The sequence below is a fragment of the Micromonospora sp. U21 genome (genome assembly GCF_018070045.1).
GTDB lineage: Bacteria > Actinomycetota > Actinomycetes > Mycobacteriales > Micromonosporaceae > Micromonospora.
The window spans coordinates 18,045-33,323 of the sequence record NZ_JAGPYK010000001.1 but is presented as its reverse complement, the minus strand read 5'-3'; the positions used below and the strand labels follow the sequence as shown (position 1 = coordinate 33,323).

15 protein-coding genes are annotated in these 15,279 nt (G+C 74.4%); 9 read left to right on the top strand and 6 right to left on the bottom strand.

Annotated elements, in window-relative coordinates; genetic code table 11:
* Positions 1-22 precede the first annotated feature (22 nt).
* Positions 23-751 (bottom strand): response regulator, encoded by a 729-nt coding sequence (locus tag KBX63_RS00165; protein WP_374102174.1) that lies wholly within the window; start codon positions 749-751, stop codon positions 23-25.
* Positions 730-1,983, bottom strand: coding sequence for a sensor histidine kinase (locus KBX63_RS00160; protein WP_210906568.1), 1,254 nt, complete (start codon positions 1,981-1,983; stop codon positions 730-732). Before KBX63_RS00160 ends, KBX63_RS00165 begins: the two co-directional genes overlap by 22 nt.
* A gap of 132 nt (positions 1,984-2,115) precedes the next feature.
* Between KBX63_RS00160 and KBX63_RS00155 the strand changes: the two genes are divergently transcribed.
* The 5 genes from KBX63_RS00155 to KBX63_RS00135 all read left to right on the top strand — a co-directional run bounded on the left by KBX63_RS00155 (position 2,116) and on the right by KBX63_RS00135 (position 6,728).
* Positions 2,116-3,012, top strand: a complete 897-nt coding sequence (locus KBX63_RS00155; protein ID WP_210906567.1) for an ABC transporter ATP-binding protein — start codon at positions 2,116-2,118, stop codon at positions 3,010-3,012.
* Complete coding sequence (locus KBX63_RS00150) at positions 3,009-3,806, top strand: ABC transporter permease (RefSeq protein WP_210906565.1); 798 nt, start codon at positions 3,009-3,011, stop codon at positions 3,804-3,806. Before KBX63_RS00155 ends, KBX63_RS00150 begins: the two co-directional genes overlap by 4 nt.
* A gap of 2 nt (positions 3,807-3,808) precedes the next feature.
* Positions 3,809-4,558 (top strand): hypothetical protein, encoded by a 750-nt coding sequence (locus KBX63_RS00145; RefSeq protein ID WP_210906564.1) that lies wholly within the window; start codon positions 3,809-3,811, stop codon positions 4,556-4,558.
* 31 nt (positions 4,559-4,589) lie between these two features.
* Complete coding sequence (locus tag KBX63_RS00140; RefSeq protein ID WP_210906563.1) at positions 4,590-5,153, top strand: heme-binding protein; 564 nt, start codon at positions 4,590-4,592, stop codon at positions 5,151-5,153.
* A 96-nt stretch (positions 5,154-5,249) separates the two neighbouring features.
* Positions 5,250-6,728 carry an amino acid permease gene (locus KBX63_RS00135; protein ID WP_210906561.1) on the top strand — a complete coding sequence of 493 codons (1,479 nt, stop codon included), beginning with the start codon at positions 5,250-5,252 and terminating at the stop codon, positions 6,726-6,728.
* On the opposite strand, the gene KBX63_RS00130 is transcribed toward KBX63_RS00135, so the two are convergent.
* The 3 genes from KBX63_RS00130 to KBX63_RS00120 are packed head-to-tail and all read right to left on the bottom strand — an operon-like array spanning position 6,632 to position 10,975.
* Positions 6,632-7,702, bottom strand: coding sequence for a hypothetical protein (locus KBX63_RS00130; protein ID WP_210906559.1), 1,071 nt, complete (start codon positions 7,700-7,702; stop codon positions 6,632-6,634). The genes KBX63_RS00135 and KBX63_RS00130 overlap by 97 nt on opposite strands.
* Positions 7,703-7,757: 55 nt before the next feature.
* Positions 7,758-10,196: an FtsX-like permease family protein gene (locus KBX63_RS00125; protein ID WP_210906557.1), complete on the bottom strand. Its 2,439-nt coding sequence runs from the start codon at positions 10,194-10,196 to the stop codon at positions 7,758-7,760.
* On the bottom strand, positions 10,190-10,975 hold the full coding sequence (locus tag KBX63_RS00120; protein ID WP_210906555.1) for an ABC transporter ATP-binding protein: 786 nt from the start codon (positions 10,973-10,975) through the stop codon (positions 10,190-10,192). The genes KBX63_RS00125 and KBX63_RS00120 overlap by 7 nt, the downstream gene beginning before the upstream one ends.
* A gap of 169 nt (positions 10,976-11,144) precedes the next feature.
* On the opposite strand from KBX63_RS00120, the gene KBX63_RS00115 reads away from it, so the two are divergent.
* From KBX63_RS00115 to KBX63_RS00105, 3 genes are read left to right on the top strand one after another with little or no spacing between them, the layout of a single operon-like run.
* Positions 11,145-12,302: a sensor histidine kinase gene (locus KBX63_RS00115; RefSeq protein ID WP_307871570.1), complete on the top strand. Its 1,158-nt coding sequence runs from the start codon at positions 11,145-11,147 to the stop codon at positions 12,300-12,302.
* Entirely contained in the window at positions 12,299-12,982 is a 684-nt protein-coding gene (locus KBX63_RS00110; RefSeq protein ID WP_210906551.1) for a response regulator transcription factor, read from the top strand. The genes KBX63_RS00115 and KBX63_RS00110 overlap by 4 nt, the downstream gene beginning before the upstream one ends.
* A gap of 31 nt (positions 12,983-13,013) precedes the next feature.
* Positions 13,014-13,553 (top strand): DUF1697 domain-containing protein, encoded by a 540-nt coding sequence (locus tag KBX63_RS00105; RefSeq protein ID WP_210906549.1) that lies wholly within the window; start codon positions 13,014-13,016, stop codon positions 13,551-13,553.
* Between the two features lie 46 nt (positions 13,554-13,599).
* On the opposite strand, the gene KBX63_RS00100 is transcribed toward KBX63_RS00105, so the two are convergent.
* The gene (locus KBX63_RS00100; protein ID WP_247661424.1) at positions 13,600-14,103 is read right to left on the bottom strand and encodes a hypothetical protein; all 504 of its coding nucleotides are present in this window, start codon (positions 14,101-14,103) and stop codon (positions 13,600-13,602) included.
* Positions 14,104-14,367: 264 nt separating this feature from the next.
* Here KBX63_RS00100 and KBX63_RS00095 point away from each other — a divergent pair, with 264 nt between their 5' ends.
* Positions 14,368-15,219: an aldo/keto reductase gene (locus KBX63_RS00095; RefSeq protein WP_210906547.1), complete on the top strand. Its 852-nt coding sequence runs from the start codon at positions 14,368-14,370 to the stop codon at positions 15,217-15,219.
* The last annotated feature ends 60 nt before the right edge of the window (positions 15,220-15,279 follow it).

Below are 15,279 nucleotides of genomic sequence, written 5' to 3'. Positions count from 1 at the left end.
ACACTCAACAATGAGTGTAACGTCAGACCAGGCCGGCGTCGTGCACCAGCAGGGCCACCTGGACCCGGTTGTTGAGGTCGAGCCGGGTCAGCAGCCGGGAGACGTACGCCTTCACCGTCGCCACGCTCATGAACAACTCCCCCGCGATCTCCGCGTTGGTGCAGCCCCGGCCCAGCGCGACCGCCACCTGCCGCTCCCGCTCGCTGAGCCCGGTGAGCAGCCGCAGTGCCCGCTCCCGGCGCGGGTCGGGGCCGGCCGGCCCCGGGGCGGCGGCGGTCACGTGGGCGATCAGCGTCCGGGTCACCGTCGGGGAGAGCGTCGCCTCGCCGGCCGCCACCCGGCGCACCGCGCGGACGATGTCCACCGGTGGGGTGTCCTTGAGCAGGAATCCGGCCGCTCCGGCGCGCAGCGCCCGCAGCACCTGCTCGTCGGCGTCGAAGGTGGTCAGCACCAGCACCTCCGGCGGGTGCGGCTGGGCGCGCAGCGTCTCGGTGGCGGTCAGCCCGTCCACCCGCGGCATCCGGATGTCCATCAGCACCACGTCCGGGGCGTACGCGGCGACCGCGGCCGGCACCTCGCCGCCGTCGGCCGCCTCACCGACGACGATCAGGTCCGGCAGGCCGCCGAGGATCATCGAGAGCCCGGCCCGGACCAGGGCGTCGTCGTCCACGATCAGCACCCGGACCGGGGTGACACCCGCACCGGCCCCGGTCTCGCCGGGGATCCCGGTCACGCCGGCCACGGCAGCCAGGCGGCCAACCGGAAGTCGCCCGCGTCGTCCCGGCCGTACGCCAACCGCCCGCCGGCGAGGGTGACCCGCTCGGTGATGCCGACCAGGCCGGTGCCGGCGCCCGGTAGCTCACCCCCGGTCGGGGTGCCCACCGGCCACCGGTTGCTGATCGCCACGGTCAATCCGGTGCCGGGCCCGCCGGCGAGTTCCACGGTGACGGCTGCGCCGGCGGCGTGCTTGCGGGCGTTGGTCAGCCCCTCCTGCACGATCCGGTACGCGGCCCGCCCCAGCGCCGCCGGCACGTCCCCCGCTGCGACGACGCTGTCGGTGACGTTCACCCGTACCCCGGCCGCCCGTGACTCGGCGATCAGGGCGGGCAGGTCGGCGAGGGTGGGCTGCGGGGGCTCCGGGGCGTCGCCGTCGCCCTCCGCCCGGAGCACACCGATCACCTCGCGCAGGTCCTGGAGAGCGGCATGTGCGCTGCCCCGGATCACCCCGGCCGCCCGGGCCACCTCGTCCGCGGGCGCGTCCGGGCGGAACTCCAGCGCGCCCGCGTGCAGGCTGAGCAGCGAGATCCGGTGGGCCAGCACGTCGTGCATCTCCCGGGCGATCCGGGTGCGCTCGAGGTGGCGGGCCTGGGCGACCCGCAGCTGCTGCTCCGCCTCGGCCCGCTCGGCCCGATCACGCAGCGACACGATCAACTGCCGCCGGGCCCGTACGAACATCCCCCAGGCCAGCACGGCGAAGCTGATCACCACGCCCCACGTCGCGGTGGCCCAGTACGGCATGCCCGGGTCCGGGCGCAGCCAACTGAAGACCATGTTGGTCACCAGACCGACGCCGGTCATCGCCACCGCGACGGCGGTGCGCCGGTGCACCACCACGGTGAAGTAGAGGATCACCAACGGGATGGCCGAGGCCATCGAGAACAGCGTCAGCGGTGTCGTGGCCACCAACAGCCCGAGCGGCCACCGCCGGCGCAGCCAGAGCAGCCCGCAGCAGGCCAGCCCGAGCAGCGCGTCCGCGCCGATCATCCAGTCGTGCGGCAGCGGGGGCGTGACGGCCGGGTCGGGCGACAGGGCATCCGCGGTGACGAACAGCACCCAGAGCAGGGAGAACAGGAAGGCCAGGGTGTCGACCGCCCAGTCCCGGGTGGTGCGGCGAGGCCGCCGGGTCGCCGCGTCCGGGTTGGCCGCGTCGGCCAGCGCCCCGGGCAGCAGCCAGGGGTGTTCCGGCACGGCGAGGCTGGTCACGACGCCATGCTAGGCAGCCGATCGCCGCCGCGACCAGCTACCAAAGTCGAGACCCTCGCGTCGACCAAGGTCGGTGCGGCGCCGACCGGTGGCCGCAGCGGATGGCCGGGCGGCGCGGGCACGCTCGACGACATGATCACCGTGCAGAACCTCACCAAACGATACGGGCCACACCCGGCGGTGGACGACGTGTCGTTCCAGTGCGAGCCGGGCACCGTCACCGGCTTCCTCGGCCCGAACGGCGCCGGCAAGTCCACCACCATGCGGATGATCTGCGGGCTCACCGCGCCGACCGCCGGCCGCGCCACCGTATCGGGGCACGCGTACCGGGAGCTGCCCAACCCTGGGCGGGAGGTCGGGGTGCTGCTGGACGCCTCCGCCCAGCACGCCGGGCGCACGGGCCGCGAGGCGCTGACACTGTCCGCGTACACCATGGGGTTGGACCGGCGGGAGGTCGCCGCGAAGCTCGACCTGGTCGGGCTGAACGCGGTGGCCGCCAAGCGGCGGGTACGGGCGTACTCGTTGGGCATGCGCCAGCGGCTCGGCCTGGCACAGGCGCTGCTGGGCGACCCCCGGGTGCTGATCCTCGACGAGCCGGCGAACGGCCTGGACCCGGAAGGGATCTTCTGGATGCGCGGCCTGCTGCGCGACTTCGCCGACCGGGGCGGCACCGTGCTGCTCTCCTCCCACCTGCTGCGCGAGGTGGAGGCGGTCGCGGACCGGCTGGTGGTGATCGGGGGCGGCCGGATCGTGGCCCAGGGCAACAAGGACGAGCTGCTCGCCGGCGGCGGCACGCTGGTCCGGGCCCGCGACGGCGCGGCGCTGCGCCGGGCGCTGGACGCGGCCGGCCTGACCGCCGCCGACAGCCCCGACGGCCTGCTGGTGCAGGCCGACGCCGAGGCGGTCGGCCAGGCCGCGGCCGATGCCGGCGTCGCGCTCGCCGAGCTGCGCCCCGCCGACGGCGGTGGCCTGGAACAGCTCTTCCTCACCCTGACCGCTGGCGAATCCACCAAGGAGGCCGTCCGATGACCACCACCACCGCGCCCGCCGCCGGCGCCGTCGCACCCCGGCAACACGCGCCGGTACGCCGCCCATCGCTGCTCCGACTCACCGCCGTGGAGCTGCGCAAGCTCGTCGACACCCGGGCCGGCCGCTGGCTGCTGATCACCATCGGCCTGATCACCGCCGTGATCGTCACCCTGCAATTGATCTACGCCAGGGACGCCGAGCAGACCTTCGTCAACTTCTTCACCCCGTCGCTGCTGCCGATCGGGGTGCTGCTGCCGGTGCTCGGCATCCTGTCGATCACCAGCGAGTGGTCACAGCGGACCGCCCTCACCACGTACGCCCTGGTGCCCCGCCGGGAGCGGGTCGTGGTCGCGAAGCTGATCGCCGTGGTGCTCACCTCGCTCGCCTCGGTGCTGGCCAGCCTGGCCGTCGCCGCCGCCGGGACGCTGGTGGCGTCCGCCACCGGCGGCGCGGGCACCTGGCAGATCGACGCGTCGCTGATCCTGAACGCGGTGATCCTCCAGGTCACGGGCGTGCTGATGGGTGCCGCCTTCGGTCTGCTGCTGCTCAACCCGCCGCTGGCGATCGTCGGCTACCTGCTGCTGCCCACCCTCTGGGGGGTGCTCGGCGAGGTGGTCCGGCCGCTGCGCGGCCCGTCCGAATGGCTGGACACCAGCAAGACCATGGAACCGCTGTTCAGCAGCGACGCCGTCACCGGCGAGCAGTGGGGGCGGATGGCGGTGTCCCTGCTGGTCTGGATGGTCCTGCCGCTGGCCGCCGGCCTGGTCCGGACGCTGCGCCGCGAGGTGTCCTGAGCATGGCCGGCGACGGCTACGGCCCGCGTACCGCCGTCACCGGCGGGCCGGTCGAGCTGGTCGTGCTCTGGGCCGGCTGCCCGCTGCTCGGTGCGGGCGCCGGCGGCCTGCTGGCACTGGTGGCGGGTTGGGTCGCCGGGCTGCCCTGGGCGCCCGTGCAGTGGCTGTTCAACCTGCTGGACCGGCTGCCCGAGCACCAGGCGATCGCCGGCACGGCAGCGGTGGGCGCGCTGGCCGGTCTGGTCCTCGCCGGGGTCGGCACCGCCGAACGGTTGGCTGTCACCGTCGACGCGGCGCAGGTCCGGCTGCGCCGCGCCGGCGAGGACCGGCACGTCACGCGGGCCGAGACCCGGGTGGTCTTCGTCGACAGCGGAGACCTGGTGCTGCTCGACGCCGACGGCGCGGAGCTGGTCCGGGAGTCGACGGACCTGCCGGGCACCCGGCTGGCGGCGGCGTTCCGCACGCACGGCTGGGGGTGGGCGGACGGCGACCCGAACCGGTCGGCGTACCGGCTCTGGGTGCCTGACCTGCCCGGGCTGCCCGCCGGGGCGGACGCCCTGCTGCGGGCCCGCGAGCGGGCGATCCAGCGGGACCGGCGCGACGACGCCCGGGAGCTGCGCCGGGAGCTGGGCCGGATCGGGGTGGTGCTGCGCGACGACGGCAAGCGGCAGTACTGGCGGCTGACCGGGCGGGCGGTCACCCCCGGGGCGCAGGAGCCGACTTCGGCCGAGCGGGGGCCGGACGGGCGGTAGCGTCTGTCCCAGGAGATCCTGGGAGCGCGCGATGACCGAGCAGCAGCCGTACCGGGTGGTGTCCCGACACCCCGGCTTCGAGCTGCGCCGGTACCCGGCCCACCTGGTGGCCGAGATGCAGATCCAGGCGTCGTTCACCCGAGCCCCGATGGAGGCGTTCCGGCCGCTGGCCGCCTACATCGGGGGCGCCAACCGGGCCCGGCACCCGATCGGGATGACCGCGCCGGTGATGCAGGAGGCCACCGGCACGGAGAAGATCGCGATGACCGCGCCGGTGGTCCAGGAGGAGGGCGAGCAGCCGGACGCGTACCTGGTCCAGTTCGTCATGCCGGCCAGCTTCACCGCCGCCACCCTGCCCGAGCCGGTGGACCCCCGGGTGCGGATCCGGGAGGTCCCGGCGCAGCTCGCGGCGGCGATGCGCTTCTCCGGGCGGTGGACGGAGAAGGCGTTCAGCCAGCGGGCCACCATGCTCGGCCGGTCGGTCACCGCGGCCGGGCTGCAACCGACCGGCGCCATCCGGTACGCCCGGTTCGACCCGCCGTGGAAGCCGTGGTTCCTGCGCCGCAACGAGGTCGTGCTGCCGGTCGTGGAGTGAGGCGGCCAGGAAAGCAATTGATTGACCTTCGCCGCTGTCGGGGGTAACAGTGACGGCACGCGCCGCGCGCGGGGCGCGGCGGAAAGGAGGACGACGATGACCTCCACGGGTGCCAGTCCCGGCGGCAGCGGGGTGTTCCGCCGCAAGCCGGTCGAGGACATCGCGGACGAGAGCACCGAAGGGCTGTCCCGCTCGCTCGGGCTGTGGCAGCTCACCGCCATCGGGGTGGGCGGGATCATCGGCGCCGGCATCTTCGCGCTGGCGGGCGCGGTGGCCAACGAGACCGCCGGCCCGGCGGTGCTGGTGTCGTTCCTGATCGCCGGCCTGGCCAGCGCCGCCGCCGCGCTGTCCTACGCCGAGTTCGCCGGCATGATCCCCAAGGCCGGGTCGGCCTACACCTACGGGTACGCCGTGCTCGGCGAGGCGGTCGGCTGGTTCATCGGCTGGGACCTGTTGCTGGAGTACACCGCGATCGTCGCGGTGGTGGCGATCGGGATCTCCGGCTACTTCGGCTTCCTCATCGGCGAGCTGGGCGCGGAGTTGCCGGCCTGGATGCTCGGCGCCCCGGGCACCGGGGACGGGCACGTGGTCGACCTCTTCGCGGTGGTGCTCTGCCTGTTCATCGCGTTCCTGCTCAATCAGGGCATCAAGACGGCCGCCCGGTTCGAGACGTTCGTGGTCGGGCTGAAGGTGGCCGTCGTGCTGTTGGTGATCGTGGTCGGCTTCTTCCACATCCGGACGGCCAACTACTCGCCGTTCTTCCCGTTCGGGTTGAGCGGGGCGTTCACCGGCGCGGCGACCGTCTTCTTCGCCGTCTTCGGCTACGACGCGATGAGCACCGCCGCCGAGGAGTCCCGGGACGCCCGCCGGCACATGCCGAAGGCGATCATCTGGTCGCTGGTCATCTCGATGGTGCTGTACGTGCTGGCGACCCTGGTGCTGACCGGGATGCAGAACTACCGGAACATCGACGCGGAGAGCGGCTTCTCCTCGGCGTTCGAGTCGGTCGGCCTGTCCGGACTGGCCAGCGTGATCGCGGTCGGCGCCATCATCGGCATCCTGACCGTCATGTTCACCTTCATGCTGGGCGTGACCCGGGTCTGGTTCTCGATGAGCCGCGACGGGCTGCTGCCGGCGTGGTTCGGCAAGCTGCATCCGGTCCGCCGGGTGCCCACCCGGGTCACCTGGATCGTCGGGGGCGCCTCCGCGCTGATCGCCGGCTTCCTGCCGATCCGGGAGGCGGCGGAGCTGACCAACATCGGCATCCTGCTCGCCTTCGTGGTGGTCTGCATCGCGGTGATCGTGCTGCGCTACCGCCGCCCGGACGCGCCGCGCACGTTCCGGCTGCCGGGTATGCCGGTGGTGCCGGCGATCGGCGCGCTCTTCTCGGTCTGGCTGATCACCTACCTGGCACCGGAGACCTGGCTGCGCTTCGCCGTCTGGTTCGTGATCGGCGTGCTCATCTACGCCTTCTACGGTTACCGGCGCTCCGCGCTCGCCGGCCGCCGACCGGCGGGCCCGTCCGGCCCCTCCGGAGCGACCGGCCCGGGCGGGGACGACGGGTCAGGACGGTAGCCGAGCGCGGGCGGCCACGCCAGCAGCAACCCCATCCCGAGCCCGGCGAGCAACCCGATCAGCGATACCAGCACGTCGGAGTCGGCCGCGTTGATCGGGCTGTTGCCGGCCAGCGCCGTGAACATCGCGCCGATCGGCAGCAGCACGATCATGACGATGGCCACCACCAGCACCAACACCGTCGGCCCCACCAGCGCGGCGAGGGCGGCCACCGCGTGACGCCGCCACGCCGGCCGCCCACCCGGCCAGTCCCACGCCAACAGGGTGACCCCGGTGAGCAGCACCGCCCCGAGGGCCAGCTCCGGCAGGGCCCGCGGGCCGGGCGGGATCGTCCGGATCAGTCCGACGCCGGACACGGCCGCCACGCCGAGCCCGGCCGCCAGCACGCAACGGGCCCGGGTGCGGGACGGGGCCGCCGCCAGGGCGGCGCCGATGGTCAGGGCGACCAGCAGCACGCCGGTGGCGAAGGCCGCCGGGTTCAGCTCCGGCTCCCGGTCGGTCGGTGACTCGATGCCGGTGGCCACCATCGTCAGCACCCCGGCCACGCAGGCCGCGCCGGTCAGCGCCCACCGGTCCGTACCGGCCGGGGGTGCGCCGCGCTCCCGCCACCACAGGGCAGCCACCAGCACGCCGAGCGTCGCGCACCCGCCGGCGGTGAGCAGCACGGTCCACCCGGTACCGGTCGGGTCGGCCCGGTCGATCGCCACGTCGGCGGCGGTCCAGAGACCGCCGAGCAGCACCGCCGGTCCGGTCCACCGCAGGCGACCGCGGCCGGCCAGCACCAGCCCGAGCACCACCGCGACGATCGCCGCGAACCGCAGGTCCCGTGCCCAGTAGGCGTTGTTGCCCGGCAGCCGTTCGGACCAGGGGCCGACCGGCTCGGTGAGCGGTTGCAGCACCGTCATGCCGATCGCCCAGAGCAGCACGGCGGCGGCGGCGGAGAGGAGCAGCCCGACCGGGCGCGCGGATCGCATCCGCGGAGGGTAGCGGCCCGGCGCCCACCTCGACGCCCCCCGGCCCGGGACGGGGTCACCCGGCGGCGGTGCCGACCGGCGACCGGCCGGGACGGTGGCGCAGCAACCGCCACGTCGGCACCACGCTCGCCACCACCGCGAGCAGCAGGCAGAGGCCCACGACGCCGCTGACCACCGTCCACGGCACGACGAGGTCGACCGGCGCGCCGACCTGCTCGGCGAGGCCGGCGCGGATGCTCAGCAGACCGGCGAACGCCACGCTCCCGCCGAGCGCCGCGCCGATCAGCACCACCAGGGCGGACTCGGCCGTGACCAGCCAGAGGACCTGCCGCCGGGTCGCGCCGGCCAGCCGGATCAGCCGCAGGTCGGCGGCCCGTCCGGCGGCAGCCAGCAGCAGCGTGTTGACCACCGCGATGGCCCCGTAGCCGGCCGACACCACGATCAGCAGCAGCGTGCACAGCCAGACCAGGCGGTCCTCGGCGCGGTCCGCCTCCGCCCCCCAGGCGGTGACGTCGACGACCCGCGCCCCGACCGGCGGATCGATCCGGTCCCGGACGTACACCGCGGAGGTCAACGCCGAGGGATCGTGCGCCCGGACCGCGGCCCGGGGCAGGAGCAGGTCGCCGGGGATCGAGCCGTCGGTGACGACGGCGACGACGCGCAGCGATACCCGCTCCCCGTCGGCGAAGACCACCGGGTACGGCTGCGACGGCAATCCGGCCGTTGGCACCGCCGAGGCGGTGAGCACCACCGTGTCGTCGCCGACCAGGTCGTCCAGCGAGCCGGCGACGACGGTGAGCACCCGGTTCGCCGCGGCGAAGGCCACCGGGTCGACGCCGAGCGCGGTCAGTGGCCGGATCGCCGCCGCCGGGGCGGATTCGGGAACGAACACCGTGGTCGGCAGGAGTGCCGTGCCGGGTGTCGCCGCGACGGCCCGGTCCGACAGGCCGGGCGCCCCGTCGGGTGCGACGACCCAGCCGGCGTTCACCCGGTCCGCCCGTCCCACCGCGTACGCCGCGGTGGAGGTTTGCACCATCCCGGCCACCAGCACCGCGAAGGCGACCGTGAGCAGCACCGGCGCGGCGATCGACGCGGTTCGCCGGGTCGCGGTCAGCGCCCCGGACCGGACCAGCAGCCCGATCGCTCCGCCGCGCCGACGCACCGGGGAACGCAGCAGCCGCACCACCGGCCCGACGACCGCCGGGGCGAGCACGGTGGCGCCGGCGACCAGGGCCATCACCGCGTAGAGGGCGAACGTGGCGCCGTCCCGGGCGTCGTCGGAGGTCGCGGTGGCGAGGCCGAGGGCCGCCCCGGCCGCCACGAGGAGCGTCCCGGTGACGGCGCGCAGCCGCCCGATCGGGCGCTGCTCCACCACCGCCTCGCGCAACGCCTCCAGCGGCCGGACCCGCGCCGCCCGCCGCGACGCCGACCAGACGGCCAGCAGCGCGATCACCGGCCCGGCGGCGAGCGCGACGACGAGCGGCCAGAGGGCGTACCGGACCCGGAAGGTCGCCGGCTCGAACCCGACGTCGACCAGCAGCCGGCCCAACGCCGGGGCGAGCGCCGCGCCGACCAGCAGGCCGACGAGCCCTGCGGCGAAGCCGACGGCGAGCGCCTCCGCGTACACCATGCGGCGCACCTGGCGGGGGGTGGCGCCGACGGCGCGCAGCAGACCCAGCTCACGCCGACGCTGCGCGACGGTGAACGCGAAGGTGGAGGCGACCACGAAGACCGTGACGAACCCGGCGAGGGCGGCCGTGGCGGTCAGCACCTGCATCCCGATCCAGCGTGTGCGCGCATCGCCCCGGGGCTCCAACGCGCCCCGTCCGTCGCCGGTGTGCACCCTTCCGTCGCCGCCGACGACGCCGCGCGCCGCTGCGGCCACCCGCTCCGGATCGGCGCCCGGGTCGAGCACCAGACCGATGGCCCGGACACCCGGCGCGAGCGCGGCGGCGACCTCGTCGGCGACGTGGACGCCCGGCGCGTCCACCAGACCGGTGACCGTGTACGGCTCCGGGCCCGCCGCCGTCAGCACGGTGACCGGCGCGCCGGGACGCAGCCCGAGCACGCGGTCGACGACCGCCTCACCCGCACGACGGGGTGGCTCGCCGGCCGTCAGGCGCAGTCCACCCAGCCGGGCGCTGGCCCACCCGTGCCCCTGGTGGGCGTCCTCCCGTTGGCCGTCGGCGGCCCGTGGTCGGCCGTCGACGAGCGGCTGGGCGTAGAAGGCGCGGTCCGGCACCGCCGCATCGACGCCGGGCAGGCCGGCCAACCGCTCGACGAGTTCCGCCGCCCTAATGGCCGACCAGGGCCGGGTCGGCGCGAACGAGTCGGCCGCACCCGCCTCGGGGCTCTGCACCACGACTGTCGCCTGCGCCAGCCGGTCCGGCACCTGTGGTCGCCCAGAAACCAGCAGCAGGGTGGCCGCCGTGACCAGCGCGACCCCGATGGCGACGGCCACGAACGCGCCGGCGGATCGCCGCACGCTCAGCACGACGACTCCCCCGCCACGTGCGCCGGCGGGCGGGACCCGCCCGCCGGATCCGTCGCCTGCTCGGCGATCCGCGCGGCGATGGCCGCGGGGGTGATCCCGTCGGTGAACTCGTCCGCCAGGCGGCCGTCGGCGAGCAGGAGGACCCGATCGGCGTACGCGGCGGCGGTGGGATCGTGGGTCACCATCACGACCGTCTGGCCGTGGTCGTCGACGAGCGCCCGCAGCAGCCGCAGCACCTGCCGGGACGCGGCGCTGTCCAGCGCGCCGGTCGGCTCGTCGGCGAAGACCACCGCCGGCCGGGTAATCAACGCCCGGGCCAGGGCGACCCGCTGCTGCTCGCCGCCGGACAGTTCACTCGGCCGGTGCCGAGCCCGGTCGGCCAGCCCGACGGCGGCCAGCGCGGCGGCGACGTCGGAGGCCGGTGGGCGGCGGCCGGCGAGGCGCAGCGGCAGCTCGACATTCTGCGCCGCGGTCAGCGTGGACACCAGGTTGAACGCCTGGAAGACGAAACCGATCCGGTCGCGCCGCAGGCGGGTCAGCTCGTCCTCGCCCAGATCGTCGAGGCGGTTGCCGTCGATCGTGACGGTCCCCCCGGCCGGGCGGTCCAGCCCCGCCGCGCAGTGCAGCAGCGTCGACTTCCCGGAGCCCGACGGGCCCATCACGGCCGTGAACGTGCCGCCCGCGAAGCTGGTCGTCACACCGTCGAGCGCCGTCACCCGGCGGGTTCCGGTGCCGTACACCGCGCGCAGCCCTGTCAGGGTCACCGTGTCTGTGGTCATGACCGCCACGGTGCCGGTCGCAGGGCCTGCCGCGCGTCGTACCGGCGCGGTCACTTTCCGGCCCTGCTCCGGGCGGAGCCGTGACTCGGAAGGGGACCGGGCGTCGTTCCCGAGGATGACGGCCCACGGGTGGACGCGCAGGCCCCGGCCAGCCGATACCGTCTGTCAGGTGACCGCTCTCCTGCTGACCCGGCGGCTGCGGCCGCTGGATCTGTACATCGTGGACGTCGTGCTGGCCCTGGTGGTCGGCGCGATGCTCTGCGCGTACGCGGCGCTGGAGTCGCCGCTGCACGGAGGCGTACGCGAACCGGCCTGGGTGTCCGTGCTGGTTGGGCTGGCCATCGGGCTGCCGTTGGCGGTTCGCCGACGGTGGCCGGTCGCGGTGGCCGTCGTGATCAGTTGCGTCACCACCGCCACGCTGGTCACCGGGGTGATCCCCAACTTCGCCGCCGCCGCGCCGGCGGTCGCCATCGGGCTGTCCTTCTACACGGTGGCCGTGTCGATTCCCGTGCGGCGGTCGGTGCTCTGCGCCGGCGGTTGTCTCGCCGTGGTCAGCGTCGGGCTGGCGATGACCGCCGGTGACCTCTGGTCGCGGACCGGCGCGGTCGGCTACGCCGCCGTCATGATCGCGCCGGCCTGGGTGCTCGGCTGGTCGATCCGGGAGCGACGCGCTCTCGCCGCCCGGCAGGGCGAGCACCTGATCCGCCAGGCCGCCACCGAGGAGCGGCTGCGGGTGGCCCGGGAGCTGCACGACGTGGTGGCGCACACGTTGAGTCTCATCGTGGTGAAGGCGGCCGTCGCCAACCACGTCGCCGAGGCGGACCCGCGCGAGGCCGGCGCCGCGCTGCGGGTGATCGAGGAGACCGGCCGGACCGCGCTGACCGACATCCGCCGGGTGCTCGGCGTGCTGCGCGAGGAAGCCCCGTACGCGCCGGCGCCCGGGTTGGACGAGCTGCGCGGCCTCGCCGAGCGGGCGACCATCGGCGGCGTCGACGTCCGGCTCGACATCCGGCGCGAGGCACCGGACGGCGCGGTGCCGGAGTCGGTGGGCCTCACCGTGTACCGGATCGTGCAGGAGGCGGTGACCAACGTGGTGAAGCACGCGGCACCCGCCGCCTGCCGGGCGACGGTGACCGTCACCTCCGGTGAGGTACGGGTGGAGGTGATCGACGACGGCCAGCGCCCGGTCGAGGTGATCGGGGAGGGTCACGGCCTCGTCGGCATGCGCGAGCGGGTGGCGGTGCACGGTGGGGACTTCCGCGCCGGGCCACGCGCCGGCGGGGGTTTCGCGGTGGCGGCGCGCCTGCCGTACCGGGTCACCGCGTGATCCGGGTCCTGATCGCCGACGACCAGGCGCTGCTGCGCGGCAGCTTCCGGCTGCTGGTCGACCTGGCCCCCGACTGCACCACGGTCGGTGAGGCGGGCACCGGCGTGGAAGCCGTCGCGCTGACCGCCGAGCATCGGCCGGACGTGGTGCTGATGGACGTACGCATGCCGGAGATGGACGGCATCGAGGCGACCCGACGGATCTGCGCCGACCCGGCGACGGCGGCCACCCGGGTGCTCATCCTGACCACCTTCGACCTCGACGAGTACGTCTACGGCGCGATCCGGGCCGGGGCCAGCGGCTTCCTGCTCAAGGACACCCCACCGGCGGAGCTGCTGACCGGTATCCGGGTGGTGGCCGCCGGTGAGGGGCTGCTCGCGCCGACGGTGACCCGCCGGCTGATCGACGAGTTCGCCCGACGCCCGGAGCCGGCCCGGCCGCTGCCGCGCCGGCTGGACGGGGTGACCGAACGGGAACGGGAGGTGCTCGCGCTGATCGCCCGGGGCCTGTCCAACGCCGAACTGGCCGCGCACCTCAACCTCAGCCCGGCCACCGTGAAGACACACGTCGGGCGGCTGCTGACCAAGCTGGCGGTGCGCGACCGCGCGCAACTCGTCATCGTCGCCTACGAGACGGGCCTGGTGGGTCCCGGCGGTCTGGGGCCGGCCGGCCTACGCTGACCAGGTCGGCCCGGCAACGGAGGAGGACCGCATGACCCGGTACGTCGCCCTGCTGCGCGGGGTCAACGTCGGCTCCACCCGGCTCGCGATGGCCGACCTGCGCCGGCTCGTCACCGACCTCGGGCACGACGACGCCAAGACGTACCTGCAGAGCGGCAACGTGGTGTTCGGCAGCAGCGTGCGCGACGCCGGGCGGCTGTCCGCCGGGATCGAGCGGGCGCTCGCCGACGAGCTGGGGCTGACCGTGCCGGTGCTGGTGCGCAGCGCCCGGGAGCTGGCGGCGGTGGCCGGCGGCAACCCGTACGCCGAGCGCGAGGACGACCCGACGAGGCTGCTGGTGGCCTTCCTCGCCACCGCCCCGAAGCGGTCCACCGTGGACGCGCTGACCGTGCCCGGCGGCGAGAACGTGGCGTTCACGGTGACCGGCCGGGAGGTCTACCTGCACTACCCCGACGGTGGCTACGGGCGGTCGACGTTCACCAACGCGTACCTGGAGAAGAAGCTGGCCGTGGCGGCCACGACCCGGAACTGGAAGTCGGTGCGCGCTCTCGCCGAGCTGGCCGCCGGCTGACCCGGCGGGGGTCGCGCCGGTCCGGCGCGTCCCCCACCCGGGCCGGTCAAAAGTGGTACGTCGTCTCGTACTCGGGCACCAGCACCCGGCTGCGCGGCGAGATCCGGCGCACCGCGGCGATCAGGTCGTCCAGCCGGAGGCGGTCGGCCGGCGCGACAGGTGGCGGGTTCTCCAGCCGCGTCTCGAAGTTGTCCCAGTGCACCGGCACCACGACCTTCGGGTGGTCCAGGCCGGCCAGCAGCCGGGGCAGGTAGTCGCCGGTGGTGGTGGCGCTCTGCATGGCCACCATGGCCACGTCCGGCGCCAGACCGGTGAGGTTGCGCTCGGCGACGTCACTGGCCCCGGTGAAGTACACCGACGGGCCGCCGTCGACCCGCAGCAGGTAGCCCAGCGTGTCGCCCTCCGGCAGGTCCGCGATGGTCGCCGGCTGCGCGGGTTGGTTCACCCGCACCCCGGGAAAGGCCAGGGAGTACGAGGGGTTGCGGCTGTGCAGCGAGCCGACCACCTCGACGGTGTGGTCGCCGAAGTCCAGCACCTCCCCACCCTTCACGGGGCTGAGCTGCGTCGACGGCCGCCGAGGTGCTGGCCGGCGCCGAGCCCGCGCCGCCCACGCCGGGCACCCCGTCGGTGCCCGCGGCACGCCCCTGGCCGGTGCTCTTCGACACGACCGGGTGAGCGGGCCGCGCGCCACGTTGTGCTCGTCACCCTGGGAACGGCGGTGAATCCACCTCCCGCTCGGGTAGGGATAACAGGTGGCACCGGTGGACGTGATTCCGCGCCCGGGTGCCTCGGACGAAGACGCGAAGGAGCCGCAGTGGCCAACACGATTCCCGACATCAGCCTGAACGACGGCACGACCATTCCGCAGCTCGGCTTCGGGGTGTTCCAGATCGAGCCGAAGGACACCGTCGCGGCGGTGACCACGGCGCTGGAGGTGGGCTACCGGCACATCGACACCGCGGAGATGTACGGCAACGAGGCCGAAGTGGGCGAGGCCGTACGCGTGTCCGGCCTGGACCGGGACGCGGTCTACGTGACCAGCAAGCTGAACAACGCCTTCCACCGCCCGGACGACGCCCGCAAGGCGTTCGACTCGACGCTGTCGGCGCTGAAGATGGACTACATCGACCTGTTCCTGATCCACTGGCCGCTGCCGACCCTGTACGACGGCGACTTCGTCTCCACCTGGAAGGTGCTGGAGGAGTTCCAGCGCGACGGCCGGGCCCGCTCGATCGGCGTGTCGAACTTCCAGGTGTCGCACCTGCAGCGGCTGGCCGCCGAGGCGGACGTGGTGCCGGCGGTCAACCAGATCGAGGCGCACCCGTACTTCGGCAACGAGGAGGTCCGCGCCTACGACCGCGAGCACAACATCCTCACCGAGGCGTGGTCGCCGATCGCGCAGGGCAAGGTGCTGGGCGACCCGACGGTGATCGACATCGCCGAGCAGCTCGGCCGGACTCCGGCGCAGGTGGTGCTCCGCTGGCACGTGCAGCGCGGCGACATCATCTTCCCGAAGTCGACGACCCCGAAGCGGATCGAGGAGAACACCCGGATCTTCGACTTCGAGCTGGACGACACGGCGATGGAGCGGATCACCGGGTTGGACAAGGGCGAGGCCGGGCGGCAGGGCCCGAACCCGGACACCTTCGCCTACGTGCCGGCGTAACGCGACGGCCGGCGGCGGCGCACTGAGAAGAGGGGGCCCGGTCGGGCCCCCTCTTCGCGT